Annotated in this window: 12 protein-coding genes; 6 read left to right on the plus strand and 6 right to left on the minus strand. The window is 66.1% G+C overall.

The features are described 5' to 3' along the window. Positions 1-24: 24 nt before the first annotated feature. Both K1X74_18160 and K1X74_18165 read left to right on the plus strand, forming a co-directional pair. On the plus strand, positions 25-414 hold the full coding sequence (locus K1X74_18160; protein MBX7168267.1) for a hypothetical protein: 390 nt from the start codon (positions 25-27) through the stop codon (positions 412-414). A 191-nt stretch (positions 415-605) separates the two neighbouring features. Further along, positions 606-1,574, plus strand: a complete 969-nt coding sequence (locus tag K1X74_18165) for a hypothetical protein (protein ID MBX7168268.1) — start codon at positions 606-608, stop codon at positions 1,572-1,574. Between the two features lie 16 nt (positions 1,575-1,590). Here the strand turns inward: K1X74_18165 and K1X74_18170 are convergent, their stop codons facing one another. Beyond that, the gene (locus K1X74_18170; GenBank protein MBX7168269.1) at positions 1,591-5,880 is read right to left on the minus strand and encodes a ThuA domain-containing protein; all 4,290 of its coding nucleotides are present in this window, start codon (positions 5,878-5,880) and stop codon (positions 1,591-1,593) included. Between the two features lie 360 nt (positions 5,881-6,240). Between K1X74_18170 and K1X74_18175 the strand changes: the two genes are divergently transcribed. Then, a complete protein-coding gene (locus tag K1X74_18175; protein MBX7168270.1) occupies positions 6,241-7,953 on the plus strand; it encodes a serine/threonine protein kinase in 1,713 nt (570 codons plus the stop codon). A gap of 37 nt (positions 7,954-7,990) precedes the next feature. Here K1X74_18175 and K1X74_18180 read toward each other — a convergent pair whose 3' ends face one another. From K1X74_18180 to K1X74_18190, 3 genes are all read right to left on the minus strand, one after another. Next, positions 7,991-9,181, minus strand: a complete 1,191-nt coding sequence (locus tag K1X74_18180) for a DUF481 domain-containing protein (GenBank protein ID MBX7168271.1) — start codon at positions 9,179-9,181, stop codon at positions 7,991-7,993. Between the two features lie 207 nt (positions 9,182-9,388). Beyond that, positions 9,389-11,002 (minus strand): putative ABC exporter domain-containing protein, encoded by a 1,614-nt coding sequence (locus K1X74_18185; protein ID MBX7168272.1) that lies wholly within the window; start codon positions 11,000-11,002, stop codon positions 9,389-9,391. Beyond that, positions 11,002-11,793, minus strand: a complete 792-nt coding sequence (locus K1X74_18190) for an ABC transporter ATP-binding protein (protein MBX7168273.1) — start codon at positions 11,791-11,793, stop codon at positions 11,002-11,004. The genes K1X74_18185 and K1X74_18190 overlap by 1 nt, the downstream gene beginning before the upstream one ends. Positions 11,794-11,870: 77 nt before the next feature. On the opposite strand from K1X74_18190, the gene K1X74_18195 reads away from it, so the two are divergent. Genes K1X74_18195 through K1X74_18205 form a run of 3 tightly spaced genes read left to right on the plus strand, consistent with a single transcriptional unit; the run spans position 11,871 to position 15,468 of the window. Beyond that, complete coding sequence (locus tag K1X74_18195) at positions 11,871-12,941, plus strand: ABC transporter ATP-binding protein (GenBank protein MBX7168274.1); 1,071 nt, start codon at positions 11,871-11,873, stop codon at positions 12,939-12,941. Then, the gene (locus K1X74_18200) at positions 12,938-14,125 is read left to right on the plus strand and encodes an ABC transporter permease (GenBank protein ID MBX7168275.1); all 1,188 of its coding nucleotides are present in this window, start codon (positions 12,938-12,940) and stop codon (positions 14,123-14,125) included. Before K1X74_18195 ends, K1X74_18200 begins: the two co-directional genes overlap by 4 nt. Before the next feature lie 17 nt (positions 14,126-14,142). Further along, complete coding sequence (locus K1X74_18205; GenBank protein MBX7168276.1) at positions 14,143-15,468, plus strand: hypothetical protein; 1,326 nt, start codon at positions 14,143-14,145, stop codon at positions 15,466-15,468. On the opposite strand, the gene K1X74_18210 is transcribed toward K1X74_18205, so the two are convergent. Beyond that, positions 15,465-16,520: a polysaccharide deacetylase family protein gene (locus tag K1X74_18210; GenBank protein ID MBX7168277.1), complete on the minus strand. Its 1,056-nt coding sequence runs from the start codon at positions 16,518-16,520 to the stop codon at positions 15,465-15,467. The two genes, K1X74_18205 and K1X74_18210, sit on opposite strands and share 4 nt — an antisense overlap. Continuing rightward, entirely contained in the window at positions 16,517-17,647 is a 1,131-nt protein-coding gene (locus K1X74_18215) for a cysteine hydrolase (protein ID MBX7168278.1), read from the minus strand. The genes K1X74_18210 and K1X74_18215 overlap by 4 nt, the downstream gene beginning before the upstream one ends. Between the last annotated feature and the right edge of the window lie 19 nt (positions 17,648-17,666).

Raw genomic sequence — 17,666 nt, forward strand, 5'->3', positions numbered from 1 at the left:
GGGCCTCGGGCAAAGGAATGCCGCATGTCTCGTTCGCTTGTTGCACTCGTCTTGGTCCTGGCGGCGACGATCGTCTCGACCACGGGTTGTACGACGTGTGCTAGCCCCTACGACTACTGCGGGCCCGTGTACGCAGGCGGCTGCGAGCCTTGCGTCAACAACGACCGCGTGGGCTCGGCATTCTGCGATCCTGGTTTGGGACCGGAGCCGATGATCTCGCCCAACTCGGGCAAGCGATCGAAACCCGGCGCCGGCGGCGCCGAGGTGAATCTCGAAGATCGCAACCTGCCGGATCTCGACGAAGGTAGCCCGCCCAGAGGTGACAACATGCCGAATGCCCGGCCCTCGGCCCCTTCGCCGGCCGACGAGCTCGAGCCGCCCTCGGCGCGCCTCGGTCCGCAGATGCGGCGCTAGGCACACCGGCAGCATTGGCCCCGCGCGATCACGCAGCCGGTACGACCCGACCTGCGTTGAGCAGACACCCACGATTCGCGTGCCCGGTACCGCTCGCAGACCACGGCACTCCGCGGGTAGACTGACGAGGTTGCGCCGCTTCCGTTTGGCGCGGATCTTTTCCCTCGTCTTCTCTTCGCTCGGGGTCGGTCGTGTCGCGCTGGCGCACCTGGTTGCTCGTCCTGGCACCGCTGCCAATCGTGAGCAGTTCGCTGCTGGTCTCGCGCTATGTGCGTTCCCAGGCCGCCGCGGCGCCGACCACCAACACCGTGTTGAGCGCTGGCGCAGTCGCCGCGTCGTCGCGGCACGCGCATCTCGACGGTGCGCTCGCGGTCGATCAGCGGCAATTAGCACGCGCCTGCGCACAGACCGGTGCGCGCCTGGCGCGGCAATTGGGCGAGGACGGACATGTGTTCGTGCGCGCGCCTTACGTGCTGGGCGGAGACTTGAGCTTGGCGCAGCTCGAAGCGTGGTACACCCAAACGGTCGAGCCGGCGACCACGGCGATGCATCATGCTTACTTCGACGCGCCGCCTGAGGAGCCGATCACGATGCTGCTGTTCAGCAGCGAGGACAGCTACGAACATTACGCCCGCGCGCTGTTCGGCGACGAGGGAATCTCGGTATTCGGTTACTACCGCCCGGCGTCGCGCACGCTGGTGATGAACATCTCGACGGGGGGCGGAACACTGCTGCATGAGCTGACGCACGCGCTGCTGGCCTGGGACTTTCCCGGCGTGCCGGAATGGTTCAACGAAGGGTTGGCTTCACTGCACGAGCAGTCGCGGATCGTCGCTCGCGACGAGGCGATCGAAGGCCTCGTCAACTGGCGTCTGCTGGTGCTGCGGCGCGCGATCGCCGCCGGCGAATTGCGTTCGCTGGGCGAGTTGCTCGAGGCCGACGACTTCCGCGGCGGGCTCGAAGCGATCAACTATGCCCAGGCGCGCTACTTGTGCCTGTATTTGCAGCAGCGCGGATTGCTCGGCGAATTCTATCGCGAATTTCGCGCTCATCACCGCAGCGATCCGCATGGCGCCGCCACGCTACAACGCGTGCTCGGCGAGGATCGCTGGCAGCCGATCGATGCCGATTTCGTCCGCTGGATCGCCACGCTGCCCTAGCGCACGCGCCGGCGGGCTATTCGGGCGAGTTCCCGGTCGGTGTCTGCACGGTTACGGCCATGACGATCGGAGCCGTATCGTCGTCGCCTTTGACGAATTCGATTTGAGCGATCTTTGCCGTGCGCCGTGGGACGATGCTCAAATAGCGCAGTTGCCGTTCGTGCAACAAGAACGCCAACTGCGAGCCTGGCACGTCGACGTGGCGGATGTAGTCGGCAATATGCTCGCCGTTGCGCAGCGCGTGGTCTTCAATTTCTCCGTCGGCGTATTGCAGCCGCACGACGAGCGAGACACTGCTCTTCTGGCCCAGCGGCCACGCCCAGCCGGCCACGCCCCCGAGCAGATGCACCGCCTTGGCCGGCAAGCCGCATTCGACCGTGGCGCTACGCGGCAGCGTCGCGCTCACCGGTCCCTGCTTGCCTTGCAACACGATGGCATTTCGCGCAGTGCCGCCGCGCGGATCGAGCAGTTGAAACGGCACGCCCGCAAAGGTTTGCGGTCCCCAGGCGTCGAACACCAGCCGCTCGACCGTGGCCTCGCGGCTGTAGAACATGCCTTGCGTCGACACGATCGTCGCGGCCTTGGCCAGCGACAGCGGGACATATTCGCCGCGTTGGCCGAGGAACTCCAACAGTGAAACCAGATCGTCGGGGGGCAGCTTTTCGAATCCCTCGGGCATCACGCTTCGCGCCGACCCGAGCAGCTCGTCGATGTCCTCGCGCAAGATGGCATGCCGTTGTGCTTGGCTGTCGAGCAACTCGACCGCCGTTCGCGTCTCGCTCAGCAGCAACCCCGAGAACACCTGGCCGTCGCTCGTGGTCACCGTGTATTGACGGAAGTTGCCCTCGACCGACCGATTCGGATCGAGGATTTCGGTGAGGATCGCGGCCTTGGTCCGTACGGCGATGCCGGTCAGATCGGGACCGACGGCCTGGCCCAGCGCGCCCAGGCGATGACACTTCGCGCAGTTCTGCTCGAACACCGCGCGGCCGCGCGCGGCGTCGCCCGACCGTTCGGCCAACGGCAACAAGGCCTGCAGAATGGCCTCGCGGTTGGCGTCGCTGGCGCCGCGTTCGGCCAGCAGAGCCTTGGCGCGCTGGGCCAGCTTGGCATTCGGATGGCTGGTCAATTGTTGCACCAGATCGAGCGTCAGGTCGCCGGGATCGATCGAGCGCTCGTCGATTGCATCGAGCAGCGCCGAGGTCCAGGCCGAGCGCCGCAGCAGCAGGCTCACAGCCGCCCCGCGCGCCGCGGGCGTCCAATGCGACCAGCGCTGGGCCACGAGCTTGCCCAGGCCCGAATGTCGCGCGTCGGCCAGGGCGTCGAACACCGCCTTGGTCAACTCGGGCGGCGATTGCGGGCCGACCCGATCCAAGAGCGCTGCCAGCGCCTCGAGATCGGCGTCGTCCACCCCGGTACTCATCCGGCCCAATTGAGCGACGAGTTCCAAGCGGCGCTCGAGCGTTGTTTCGGCGGCGGCCAGTTCCGTCAGACCCACGTCGCGCATCCGCAGGGCGGCCTGCCGGAAACGATCTCCCAGCTTCCAGGGACCGGCGAGTTCCGAGAGCGCCAACTGGCCTGCGGTCGAGGCCCGTGCGTAGATCTCGGCCAACGCCTGCTGTTCTTCATCTGACAGCGAAAGCTCGGCAGACTCCGGCCAACCGGCGGCCAGGCCCGACCAAACGGCTTCGCCGACCGCTGCCGGGGCATCCTTCGCCGCCGCGATGATGCGGCGCGCCGTGGCCGCGTCGAACGTTTGCCGGGCCGCATGCTCGGCGACTTTGCGCACGACCTGGCAGGCCTCCGGTTCGAGCTGCCGCGCCAGCGCCGCAATGAGAAATTCTTCCGGCTGCATCGCCGCCGCACTGGTTGCGGCCAAGGCCAACCAGTGGTCCTGGGCGCTGTTCGCGTCGGCCAGCACGGCGACGATCGCGGCGCCCGATCCAGGCTGCGGATGATCGGCCAAAGCCAGCAAGGCCGCCAGGCGAACCTGCGCGTCGGCATCCTGCACGGGCAGCGCGGCCAGGCGACCGGCGAACACGCCTTCGATGCGCCTACCCAGACAGTTCACCGCCGCGCGGCGCACACCGGCGTCGTCATGGTCGATCAACGCCGCGACCGAGTGCTGGCTCGCCTGGTCCAAACGCCGATAAGCCGCGCTCAGATCGAATCTGTCGAGTCCGTCGATCGCCCAGAGCGACTCGATCACCTGCACGGCCGGGATCAACTCGGTCGCGGCCACCCGCAGGAGCTGCTCGCCGACGCGATCGCTCTCCGCCGCATCGCGTCGACCACGTTCGACGAGCAACCGCCGGGCCTGCTGGCGGACCCAGGAGTTGCCGTGGGCCAACGCCGCGACGAGTTCCGTTTCGTCGGCCTCGGCCAGGCGCGGCGTGGTGATCGGGGAAGCACCGTCGGGCACCAGCCGATAGATGCGGCCGTGCGCCTTGTCGCGCTCGGGCGTGATGTACGCGTTGCCTGGTCCCGTTTCGAAACCCACCGGCGTCGGGTTGTGGCGCACGATGTAGTTGTACCAGTCGACCATCCAGATCGCGCCGTCGGGGCCCAGGTGCGTTTCGATGGGCGCCGTCCACGGATCATCGCTCGCCAGCAGATTGAACCCGTCGCGAGCCACGAAGCCGGCGCCGTGGGGCACGACAAAATCGATGTGCACCAGGTGCCCGGTCGGTTCGCACACCAGCGCCGCGCGATTGCGGAGATGTTCCGGGACGCTGTCGCTCGTCAGCCAGGTGAAACCGGCCGCCGCCGTGTAGCCGCCGTGAAAATCGACCTGCCGCAGGTCGCTGCCGATGTGATGAAACTGCTTGTGGTCCTCGATGCCCGCGCTGCCGATCGCCTTCAGGCCGCGGACGCGTTCGAGATAGCGATTCGGGATCGCCAGGTGCACCGCATGTTGGTTGTTGGCCGTCGAGGCGAAGGGAATCCCCCGGGCATCGAAGCCTAATCCCCAGGTGTTGTTGCTCGTCGGCGTCAGGATCTCCAGCGCCGTGCCGTCGGTCCGAAACCGCAGGAGCGACTGCTTGAACGGCTCCGCGTCGCCGATCCGCCCACCGCTATAGCCGACCGTGGCCCAAATCCAATTGTCGGGCCCCCACTGAAAGTTGCTGTGAACGGCGTGCGTGTCGAATTTTCCGAAACCGGTGATGATCTCGGTATGTCGGTCGGCGACGTCGTCGCCGTCGGTATCTTGAAAATAGACGATGTGCGGCGCGAGCGCGACGAGGGCCCCGCCGTGGACCACTTGGATGCTGGTCGGGATATTGAGCCGGTCAGCAAACACCGTGAAGCGGTCGGCCCGTCCATCACCGTCGGTGTCTTCGCAGATCTTGATGCGGTCGTGGCCCGCGTAGGGCTCGAACACGTCGTTCGGATAATCGACGCTCTCGACGACCCACAAGCGCCCCCGCTCGTCGAAGGTCGTCGTCAACGGCTTGACGATCTCCGGCTCGGCGGCGAACAACTCGACGTGAAACCCTTCGTGCAGGTGCATGTGCCGCATCGAATCGACCGGGGCCAGAGGGCCGGGCCGGTCGTCGACCACCGGGTTCGCCGGCGCATCGTCCGATAGTTCGCCGGCCGCCCAGCGGACGGCTTGTTCGATCAGGCCATGAAACCCCGGCTGCGCCCAGGTCTGTTCGTCGTGGCCCAGGGCAGTGTAGTAAACACGCCCGCGCCCTTGTTCGCGTACCCATGCATACGGCTCGTAGCGCCCTGCATCCTCGCGGCCCATCAGCACGCGCAGGTCGTTGACCAGCTCGTTATGAACGTAGGTTTCGTCGTCGGTCTCGAAACTGCGGACCTCGCGCATCGCTGGATGCTGGGCGTCGAGAATCCGTGCTCGAAAGGTTTCGCGACCGTGACTCGCGAAGCGTCCGCCGACCAATGCACCGTAGCGCGGGCTGTTGCGAAAGGCATGCGACGCGCAGTGAATCGCCACCAGGCCGTGACCGCCCTCGACGTACGCAGTCAGCGCCGCCTCGGCCGCCTCGGGCAATTGCCCGTCGTCCTTGTAGATTGCCACGCAGTCGTAACGGTTGAGGTTCTCTGCGTTGAAGTCGTCGACCTGTTCGGTGTAGGTCACCGCGATGTTTCGCCCGACCAAGGCCGGCGCCAGCAAGCGAACCATCTCGGCCGGGCGGTGGCTGCCGGAACTGCCGCCCAGGAGCAGCACTCGATGCGCCGCGGGCGGATCGGCGGCCCGGGCCGGGGCCATGGAAATCGCAAGTGCGACAATCGCCACGATTGCGCCGAGCCGATCTTGGAAATACAGGCCGGTCCGTTTCATGGCGCCCAACGTTTTCTCGGAGATTTTTTCCGAAACAGCGAGCGACCGCGCTCGTTGCCAACCGAACGGCAGAAATCCCGCCCCCCGGATGCCAAATGATAAACCAAGCCTCGTCGGCTCCAAACCCTTGGCAGCCGCGAACCTGCATCGCGCGGCGCGTCTCTGATGAAGCGTTGGCCAGGCGGTTGCCGCCCCGATTCTTGGCGAACCTAGTCCCGAATGGTGGCGTATAACGCCAAGAATCCAAGCCAGCCAACGAAGTAGAAGTACGCGGTAAGGAGCGCAAAGACTGGTTCCCGCCGGTGGCCGCCAGGTATGGCAGCCTCCCACCTGGCAGTCGTCCAGCGAAAGTACGGCCCAATGATGGAGCCTTTCGACACACGGACCGACGACGGTTCGTCCGGCACCCACACCGGACGACCGCCGGGTTTGCGTCCGCAGATTCTGGCCGCTGACGAGGTAACTCTCGAAATCGATTCACCCGGTTCACGGCCGGCCCCACGCATTTGCCCCTGGGGTGACTCGACGGGCACCGGCATGTCGGCCGAAACGGTCGCCTTGTTGCGAACCCGGCTGCGGGCCGCGGCGCTGGTGCTGTTCATCGGCTCGGGCGCCTTTCTGATCTGGGTGTTTTATGCCCAGGCGACGACCCAACTGAGCGTGCACGGCCATCGCCAGGCGGTCTTGAACGCGCTGCACGTGGCCTTCGTGCTCGTCGAAGGGCTCTGCGCGGCGTTGCTGTGGAGCCGACTATGCCTGGCTCCGTGGATGCTGCGGCTGTTCGAAACGGCCATCTTCGGCCTGCCGGCGCTGTACTTCGTCGTCATGGGCGAGATGCGGATTCGCGTGTGCGCGCAGGTCAACGATCACATCGGGCTGATCGCGGCCGTCTCAGAGTTGGCCACGCCGTGGCTGTGCCTGATCATGGTCTACGGCATGTTCATTCCGAACAACTGGCGGCGCGCCGCGATGGTGGTGGTGCCGATGGCGCTCTTGCCGCTGGCTATCCTGCAGGTCGCGCGGTGGAGCGATCCGACGGTCGCGGCCACGATTCCGGCGCTCAGCCTGTCGGCGGTCGCGATCTACCTGTCGACCACCGCGCTGATGGCCATCTACGGCACGCACACGATCCACAGCTTGCGCCGCGAGGCCTATGCCGCGCGGCAGTTGGGCCAGTACAAGTTGCGCGCGCTGTTGGGCGTCGGCGGGATGGGCGAGGTCTACCTGGCCGAGCATCAATTGCTCAAGCGGCCGTGCGCTATCAAGCTCATTCGTCCCGGCCGTGCCGCCGACCCAAGGGCCCTGGCCCGGTTCGAACGCGAGGTCCGCGCCACGGCCAAGCTCTCGCACTGGAACTCGGTCGAGATCTTCGATTACGGCCGCGCCGACGACGGCACGTTCTACTACGTCATGGAATACCTGCCCGGCCTGAGCATCCACGACCTGGTGCGGCGGTTCGGACCGCTCCCGCCCGAGCGGACCATCCATCTGCTGCGGCAAACGTGCGATGCGTTGTCCGAGGCGCACGCGGCGCAGCTGGTCCATCGCGACATCAAGCCGGGGAACCTGTTCGCGGCGCAGCGCGGCGGCGTGTTCGACGTGGCCAAGCTGCTCGATTTCGGTCTCGTCAAGGACAAGGACCTCACCCAGCACGAGGATCTCGAGCTGACGACCGAGGGTTCGGTCAACGGTTCGCCGCTCTACATGGCCCCCGAGCAGGCCCGCGGCTTGGATCCCGATGCGCGCACCGACATCTACAGCCTAGGCGCGGTGGCGTATTTCATGCTCACCGGGCGGCCGCCGTTCGAAGGCCCCAAGGCGGTCGACGTGATCATTGCGCATGCACGCGATCCGGTCGTACCGCCGTCGATGGTCCGGCCGGGCATCCCGACCGATCTCGAACAGGTCGTGCTGCGGTGCCTGGCCAAGGACCCCACGCGGCGCTACGCCTCGGCACAGGATCTCAAGGCAGCCCTGGCCGCCTGCGAGCTGGCCGATGGCTGGTCCGAGGAACGGGCCCGGCAGTGGTGGGCCGAGATTGGCCAGCGCGACGAGGCCGCCGTTTCGGTGTAGGTGTCGTGCTGCTGGCTGCGATGGTCGACCTGGAGCGCTAGAAGCCCCAGAACAACAAGACGTTATAGTCGATGTCGTTGGGCTTCGCGCCGTTCGGCGTGCTGTCGTAGCGATCGAGCAGGCCGAACTCCAGGTTCAGATTCCGCGCCGTGTCGAGCGCGATCGCATAGCCGGCGCGACTGTTGACGCGGACGTGGCTGATATCGGTCACGTCGACAAACGCGTCGCTCGAGCCGGTGATCTTCTGTCGCGGCGTGAGCTTGTATTCCAGGTCGAACCCCAGCTTCGATTCAGGAACGAACTCATTGTCGGGACTGCCAATTTCGCGCGCCGTACCGGCACCGGCCCGAAGGTCGAGAAAACCCTGGTCGCCCTTGTAGGCGTGATAGGTCAAGCCGCTATGAAGCGTGAGGCGCACGTCGAAGTTGCGGAACTCGTCGTATTCCGTCATCGAGTTCACGAACCAGGCATAGGGTGAATCGGAAATGTTCCAGTCCTGATTGACTTCCAGGATCGCCTTGTTCTCGGTCAGCTTGCCGAAGTTCTCACTGCGACCGTAGAGCAGGTCGAACTTGAACTTGTCCTGCGGCGTTTCGCGCGCCAGCTTCGTGCCAAATCGGCTGCTGAACAATTGCGTATTCCCGTCGGCTCCGTTGATGCCGGCCTCGATGCGCCCGCTCCACAGCTTGGGCGGCGCCTCGGGGATGGGCTCGACGATCACCGTGGCGGCCGGCTGGTCGTCGTCGGCCGTCGGCGCCGACTCGCCGGGAGGCGCGGCAACGGCCTCGGGCGCGCTCGGAGGTATCGTCCCGGCCGGCGCCAACAACTCCGGCTGGGCATCGGTCGAGGGGAGCGAGATGCTGGTCGGCGTGGGCGGTAAGAGCGGCGCCGCAGGCGGAGGCGTGGGCACCGGTGTTTGCGACGTTGGCGGAGGCGCCGAAAAGCCCGGATTGAGCGGTACCGTTGCCACGGGCGCGGCCAAGGGAGGATATGCCGGTGGCGCCTGAGGCAAGTAGGCCTGCGCCGGATAGGCCGGCGCGTAATTCAACGGTTGCTGCGCAGGATACAGCGGCGCGGTCGCGCGCGGAGCGGATTGCGGCGCCGACAGCGTGGGCACCGGCTGAGCATACTGACCAAGCGCCGTGCTGTTGGGGGCCAGGCCGGATCCCCATGCGGCGAAGGCCATCGACCACCAGACGCACCACGGCCCCAAGCTGGACTTGCCCATCCTGACCTCAACTCGATATCGCAGCGCAGGCGCGCGCGGCAGCCCGGGAACGCCGCTGCCGGAAGAAAAGCGAGGGGGAAAGTAGCCGAACGATGAGCGATCGAGCAAGGCCGCTCGCGAGAAAACGCTTGACGACAGCGTCGAACGTGCTGGCAACCACGTGCGTGCTAGCTGCTCGCCAAGAGACCGGCGGCCCGTGCAACCCGCCTACATCTGCGGCAAATCGCGGGTGATATCGAATCGCGTGAAGGCCCAACTGACTGCGGCGACCATCGGCACGGCAACCGTCACGGCCAGCGCGCTGGCCACCAACACGGCCGCGGCCGGCGAGTCGGTCAACAGCATCACTCCCGCCGCGGGCCCGCCCACGATCAGGCCGATGATCATCCAGGCAAACGTCTTAGTCACGCCCAGCACCAGGTGGCGGCCGAAATTCTGAAAGTCCATCGGCTGGCCCAGCATGGTCTGGGGCGGAAACAATAAGAACATCGCATTCTCGAGCCCAAACAGAATCACGTTCACCGGCGCCGCCACGACGGGCACCGCAAAGATCCATTGCGGCCGGCCGGCGTAGATGCAAACGGCCGCCCACGCGAAGGTTTGCAAGGCCGTGGTCAGCGCGCAGGGCACGAGCAACTCGCCCGCGGCGATCGCCCAGGGGCGCAGCGGCAGTAGTTTCAGCCAGTCCATGCGCGCCATCTCGCTGCGAAAGTCACACCGCAGCGTCCAGATCAGCATCAACGTCAGATAGCCGATCGACAGCGGCGCGATGCCCAACAGCAAGTCGCTGGAGAAGCGGTCCGGTTTGCTCAACAAGGGCACTAATCCCGGCGCGGCGCCGATGCCCACGATTACAAGGAACAACCACCAATTGGTCCGCACCAGCGTGGTCGCTTGGCGCCAAGCGATAGGCCCCGCCCCGGCCAGCCATGGCAGCATCGGCAGGCGCCGCGCCGCGGCTCTTTCGCCGCGGACGATCAGCCCGCCGCCGCGGCGGACCATCTCGATCCGCTTTTGCATTCGCTGGCTCGCATGAATGGCCGCCTCGTAATAGTTGGCATCGAGCCAGAGGATGCCGGCGACGAGCAACCCGTCGATGGCCAATCCCAGCGCTGCCCATCCGCAAAACTCCCCCCAATCGCGCGCCACGATCACGTGTGCAAACACCGTAAAGGGCGCCAACAGCACGCGGGCAGGCAGCGATGCGCGGAGCTGCTGCCAGTAGTCTGCCGGGTCACCGGTGAGCGATTGGCGCCAGGCCAGAAGCGCGGCCGTGCCCGCCAACACCAGGACCGCGATCAGCACGTTGCGCCGCAGAGTCGTCACCGCTGCCAGGCGTTGCGCACACAGCGTCAGGCCGACGGGTAACAGCTGCACGCCATAGATGGCGAGCCATGCGCCGGCCAGCACGAACCAGGCATCGTGGCGGTAGCGCATCAGCCAGATGCAAAAGAAAAACGCGGAAAACAATGCCCCGAACCACCGCCCCACCAGCTTATAGATGAGCAACTGCCGGCGCGTGAAGGGCGCCGGAAACAGCAGGTCCACTTCCGCGGGCCGGAATGCCAGCGAACCTTCGCCGCTGCCGAGCAAGGCTGTAAGTGTGAGCAAGAAAAACGCCACCGGCCCCCAGCCGAGAAACTCCTCAGGGGGGCGGGTTTGCCGCAGATACAGCCCCAGACCGAACAGCAGTTGCGAGCCCAGGACCAACACCCCGAGCACGAAGAACACCAGTCCGCGCACCGAGCGCGTGCGACGCAGCAGCCGCCGCAGCAGTGCCTTGGCCTGCAGGTGCATCAAGAACCACAGCGCGCGCGGCATTAGCTGCCCCCGGGCTGCGACAGATCGACGGCCGGGCTCGCGACGGCGCCCGCCGGGGGCGCCTCCGGTGTGCCTTCGGTCGCTCGAAAGAACACTTCTTCGAGCGACGAATCGTGCGCGCTGCCGGCAAACGCTTGCCGCGCCTCGGACAACTCTCCGCAGAACAGCCGGTGCCCCCGGTGGAGGATCAGCAGGTGCGAGCAGAGATCTTCGACCATCGACAGCAGGTGCGAGCTCATGATCACGGCCGCGCCGTCGCGCGCAAGTTGTACGATCGACTCCTTCAACCGGCGGATCCCCCGCGGATCGAGGCCCGTCAACGGCTCGTCGAGCAACAAGGCTTGCGGCCGATGCAGATAGGCGCAGCAGATGGCCACCTTTTGCCGCATGCCGCGCGACAATTCCTGGGCCAGCACATCGCGCTTCTCCTGCAACTCGAACTGGGTCAACAGCGCTTCGGCCTGTGGTTCGAAATGGTCGACCCGGTATGCCGCGGCGATGAAGCGCAAATGCTCCCACACGGTCAAAGCGTCAAACAGTGCCGGATCGTCAGGCACGTAGGCCAACTGGCGTTTGGCCTCGGTGGCGTCCTGCGTCACATCGTGCCCGGCGACCGCAATCCGCCCGCGCGTCGGTGGGATGATGCCGGCGATCGCGCGCAAGGTCGTCGTCTTGCCCGCCCCGTTGGGCCCCAGAAGCCCCAGGATTTGCCCCGCTTCGACGCGAAAGCTCAGGCCGTCGACGGCCAGATGGTTCGCATAGGCCTTCGAGAAATCAGCGACCTCGATCAATGTCGACATCCTCCGGGCGGGTTGACCGACCAGCGCGGCGCCTGCGCGGCACCACGAACAGCTTATCGCAGTTGCCGTTGCGCACCAGCTTGCTGCGGTCCAGCGCGGGTCCGTATAACGAAGAGGTGTTCCGCGTCGAGTTGCCCCGGGTAGCGCGCGGCCCCGCCAGCATTCGCCATCGCCACGAGTCGCGCGTGCCTCACGCCATTTGCTGCCAGCAGCTCTTCAAGCGGTATCCCGGCCGCCCGCCGGTCGACGCCGTCAACGGCATCGATTTGACCGTGGACGAAGGCGAATGTTTCGGCCTGCTCGGTCCGAACGGCGCCGGCAAGACGACGACCATCGAGATTCTCGAAGGCCTGCTGCCCGCGACGCGCGGCGCGGTCGAGATTCTCGGCCGTCGCTGGGGCGCCGACGACGACGCGATCCGCGAGCGCATCGGCATTTCGCTGCAAGAAACCCGGCTGCCCGAAAAACTCACCGTCGCCGAAACGTTGCTGTTGTTTCGCAGCTTCTATCGCCGGGGGCTGCCACCCGAGGCCGTGTTGCGGCTGGTGTCGCTCGAAGAAAAATCCGCCGCCTGGGTCAAGAAGTTGTCCGGGGGTCAAAAACAGCGGTTGGCCGTGGCCTGTGCCCTGATCGGTGCGCCGGAGCTGTTGTTCCTTGATGAACCGACCACCGGCCTCGACCCGCAATCGCGCCGGCAACTGTGGGACATCATCCGCCAGTTCCGGGCCAGCGGCCGCACCATCCTGCTGACCACCCATTACATGGACGAGGCCGAGAAACTTTGCGACCGCGTGGCCATCGTCGATCACGGCAGGATCATCGCCTGCGGCAGCCCGCGCGACCTGATCGATCAACTGGGCGGCGAACACGTGATTGAATTCACGCTCGTCCAAGAGGCGGCCAAAGCCCTGTCCCAGGGCCTGCTCGCCGATTTACCCGGCTTGCGTGCGGCGCGTGAGGAAGACGAGCGTATCTGCCTCACCGTCGCCGAACCGCACATCGTGCTGACCGAATTGGTCGGCCGGCTCGCGGCGCGCGGCCTCGCGCTGGGCAGCCTGGTCACGCGCCATGCCAGCCTCGAGGATGTGTTCGTCAAGCTCACGGGCCGGCATTTGTCCGAGGCGGAGGCGGCAGCATGATGCAATTGGAGCGCCTCGGGCACGATGTTGCGGCCGCCGAAACGCCGCCCCTGCGACTGCCCGAGCCCACGGCCGACGGTCCGCACCCGCTGCGGCAATTGGTGTTGTCGAGGGTGCGAGAGTTTTACCGCGAGCCGGAGGCCATCTTCTGGGTCTATGGGTTCCCGCTGCTGATGGCGATGGCGTTGGGCATTGCCTTTCGTAACCGGCCTCAGCAGACGATCGTGGTCGACGTTCAACAGGCGCCCGCCGCGGCCCGCGTGCTTGAGGCTCTCGACACCGGCGCGGCCGAAACGGGCCAACCCAGCCCCGAGGGCGTAACGCCGAACACGGTGTTCAAAGCCCGCATCTCGAGCACCGACGAGGCCCGCCGCCGCCTGCGAAGCGGCCGCACGTCGCTGGTGATCGTGCCCGCGGCCGGCGCGGCGTCCGCTGCGCCCCTGGCGTCGGATGCCTTGGAGTACGTTTACGATCCCACGCGCCCCGAGGGCCTCGCGGCCCGGGCCGCAGTCGACGAGCATCTGCAGCGCATCGCCGGTCGGGCCGACGCCATCGCCACGACCGACCGCGAATTCACCGAGACGGGCAGCCGGTACATCGACTACCTGATTCCCGGACTGATCGGCTTGAACCTCATGGGCGGGGGGCTCTGGGGCGTCGGGTTCCTGGTGGTCGATATGCGCGTGCGGCACTTGCTCAAGCGCTTTGTGACCACGCCCATGCGCAAATCGCACTTCCTGCTCTCGCTGATGTTCAGCCGCTTTTTCTTCAATCTGACCGAGGTCGGATTGCTGTTGCTGTTCGCCTATCTCGTCTTCGGTGTGCGCAACGTCGGCAGTTGGGGCGCCGTCGTCGTGTTCGTGCTGTTGGGCGATTTTGCCTTCGCCGGGCTCGGGTTGCTGGTCGCGAGCCGGGCCAAGACGTTGGAAACCGCCTCGGGCCTGCTTAATCTAGCCATGATGCCGATGTGGCTGTTGTGCGGGGCGTTTTTTTCCTACGAGCGATTTCCCGAGGCCACCCACGCCGCGATTCGCCTGCTGCCGCTGACGGCCCTGGCCGATGGGCTGCGGGCCGTGATGATCGAAGGCACCTCGCTCGCTGGCCTGGTGCCGGAGATGGCGGTGCTTGCGGGCTGGATGGTCGGTTGCTTCTGGCTGGCCTTGCGGCTGTTTCGCTGGCAATAGAAATCCTGGGTTGTTCCATGATCCGTGCTTGTTGTGTGGTGCTGACATTGGCAGCCGTTGCAGTTTGCTCGTCGGTCGCGACGGCCGACGCCTTGCAGCGCCTGTCGCTGGAAAAGTTGCGCGTGACGCATGAAACGATCGCAGCGCTCGCGTCACGGCGCGAGCCGGTGAGCCTGGCGAGCGGCCTGCAGGACTTTCGCGCCATCCTGCATTCCCATTCTCTGCTGTCGCACGACAGCCGCGCCCCGCTCGATGAGATCCGCGCCGCGGCCAAGAAAGTGGGCGTGCAGGTGATCCTGTTCAGCGAGCATCCGGCCGACCACTACGACTATTTCACCGACGGTCACCGGGGATTCGACGATGGCTTGCTGATTGTTCCCGGCGCCGAAACGCGCGGCTTTCTCGCCTATCCGACGCGCAGCGTGCAGCGCGAACCCGCCGAGTCGAGCCAGGACTTCGTCGATCTCGTGCGGCGCGACGACGGACTGATTTTCGTCTGCCACCTGGAAGAGCGTCTCGATTGGGAACTCGACCATCTGACCGGCAACGAAATCTACAACACCCACGCCGACTTCATGGAGGAGAAGCGGTTCACAGCCGCGCTCAAGGGGCCACTGGGTATGTTCAGCCTCGTGGCGGCGCTGGAAAAGTATCCGCAGGAGGTGTTCGGCGCAATCCAGGACTACCCCAGCGACTACCTCGCCGCGTGGGACCGCTGGTGCCAGAAGTACCCGCACACGGGCGTGGCCGGCAACGATTCGCATCACAACCAGGCCTATCGCGGCGTGGTGGGTGACGATGGCCAGCTCGTGCTCAGCGATGCGCTGGGCGCCGTGGTCGCCCGCATCGACCCGCAAAAGGTCGGCATCGTCAAGGGGCTTGTCGCAGGCAAGCCGCCGGGGACAAAAGTCTTTGAAGTCGACCTGGACCCCTACGAGCGCAGCTACCATCACGTGAGCACGCACTTGCTCATGCCCGAACTGTCGCAGGCGGCCGTCTGGGATGCCTTGAAGAGCGGCCGCTGCTACGTGGGCTTCGACTGGATCGCCGATCCGACCGGCTTCGTCTATCAGGCCACGCGCGGCGATCAGCACTGGCTGATGGGCAGCCAGGTTGCCGCGGGCGAAGGCCTGCGCCTCGCGGCCGAGGCTCCCCTGGGCGACCGCATCAAGCTGTTGCGCAACGGTGAAGTCGTCCTCGAACAGGACGGCCGGAAACTCGACTTCGAAGTCACCGAGCCGGGCGTGTATCGCGTCGAGGTCTGGCTCAAGATCGCCGCCGAGCCGCGCATCTGGATCCTGTCGAACCCGATCTACGTCGGTCCAGCAGTCGCGAGCAACTAGGCAGTCCGCCGACCGTTGGCCAGGCCGCGCCGCGCAAGCAGCTCGAGATCGGCGAATTGTGCCCGGTCGCCGGCCGCTTGAGTCGCGCGGCAGATGAAGTCGATCGCCTTCATCTGCGGATCGGCGACGCACAGGCACGACGGGTGCGCGAGAAAGTCGTAGACCGCACCGTGCTCCAGGCACCACGCCAGCCCGCGGCTGATGCCCAAGAGAAACTCGTCAAGGGTCCAGCGCCCCGCGCGGAATGCCGTGACGTCGCTCACCGGGCTCATCGGCACCTCGACGAGGCCGCTGTCGTAGACAAACGGCTGAGACCGGGCCTGCGCCGCCTCGATCGACGCATAGGCCGCGGCGCCGGGTCTCTCGCCCGCGGCCGGCATGTCGTGCGCCACGTACTGGCTGCTCACCCATGGGTAACCCTGCTCGAGCAGCATCGCCTGCACGGCGGGCTGCTCGGTCAGGGCGGCATGAAAGCCGCCCGGCGTGCGAAACCCCGCCGGCACAACGTCGAGTCGCGATTTCATCGCCGCAGCGCAGAGGCGCACGTTCTCGGCGATGATCTCTTGCGGCGGCCGTCCCGCGACCAGCCAAGGGGCGCGCTGAAAGCGAAACTGCACCTGGTCGGCCGTCGTGGCCGTGACGTTGACGTGATCGTAAGTATGGTTGCCCAGCGGGTGCCCTGCGCGTTTCAACTCCAGCAGCCAGTCGATGTTTTCCTGTTCGAGCACCCGGCCGACGACAAAGAAATGAATCCGCCCCCCGAACTCGGCCACGCGCTTGGCCGCCGCGAGCGCGTAGGCCTTGGTCGGTTCGTCGAGGTTGCCCTTTTCGTAGTCCCAGTGCGTGTCTTCCCAGCGGGGAAAGTTGCGGCTCATTTCCAGGTCGAGCGTGATGGCCACCAGCGCCCGCCCGCGCGTCGAGTCGTCCTCGGCTGCTAACGGCGGCGCGTCTGCCGCCAGGGCCCGGACGGCGCCCAGCGCGCCGAGACTGGCCGCGGCGGCGCCACTTTGCAGCAAGAACCGTCGACGCGTGAAATCGTCGAGGCCGTTCACGGCTGAACCGCCCGGTCGTCACGTTGGTTGGCCACTTGGGCTTCGGCCTCGATCCACGAGCACTGCGTAATCAAGTGCTCGAGCGACGCGAACGACAGTGCCGCGTTGGTCGCATAGCGCGGCGTGTTGTTGGCCGGAAACGTGGCGCACGATGCGTCGCCCACCAGGAACACGTTGAAATCCGGGTCGAGGTTTTCGTAACCGGCCGTCGTGCGGCAATAGCACATGTCCGTGGCATACCCCGTCAGCAGCACGTGGCGGACGCCTTGCGCGCGGAGAAATTCGCGCAGCGGCGGATACCCGTCGCCGTCGTAAATCACGACGTCGTCGGGATCCTGGCGAATTCCTTTCACCACCGGAATCGGCAGCTCCCAAAAACCTTCGCCGTTGAATTTGGCCGTCGCATCCAGGCCGGGAAACTTGCGAAAGTAGTCGGCCACGGTCCGCTCACGGGCCAGTTGGAACTGAGCTTCCAACGGATTGGCCTGGTACTTGAAACCGCGTAGCTTCGCGTCGAGTTCGCCCAGGCCTGCGGCACGCTCGGCGTCGGTCGGTCGGCCGCGAATCGAGCGGTAAATCTGCTTGCGGATCGGGTCTTCTTTGCCGGGCAGACTATAAGCCACGAGCGCGACGCGATCGCGCAGCCGCTCCAACAGCGGGTTCAACACTTTTTCCACGTGCAGGTGATAGGCCCGATTCTTCTCCGGCGTGCAATTGAAGGCCACGCCGGCCGGCTCGGGCGAGTTCCAGCCTTGACCGTCGTCGATACCCCAGGGATGAACGACGATGATCGCCGTGGCGCGTCCGTCCAGGCGATTGGGAATCTCGATGATCCCACGCGCGTTGTACGAAAAACGCCATGCACGGACGGCCAGGTTGCCGCCGGCCTCGTTCACCAACGGCGGGGCTTCGAACCGGGCACTCTCGACGACCGGTTCGCAGAACTCCGGAAAGTCGGCCAGGATCGGCCGCGGGTTCTCGACGCGGACCAGGCGATTCTCGTAGGCGAAGGTGGCCGGCGGTTCCCCGGGCTCGGCGGCGCCAATTCCGGCGATTGCCGCGAGCGACGCTGCCCAGGCCAGCGCTGCAGCCGCCGATCGACGGCGAGTGAATCGTATCGAGCTCATGGAAACGCCCTGTATTCCC

The organism is Pirellulales bacterium (genome assembly GCA_019694435.1).
Lineage (GTDB): Bacteria > Planctomycetota > Planctomycetia > Pirellulales > JAEUIK01 > JAIBBZ01.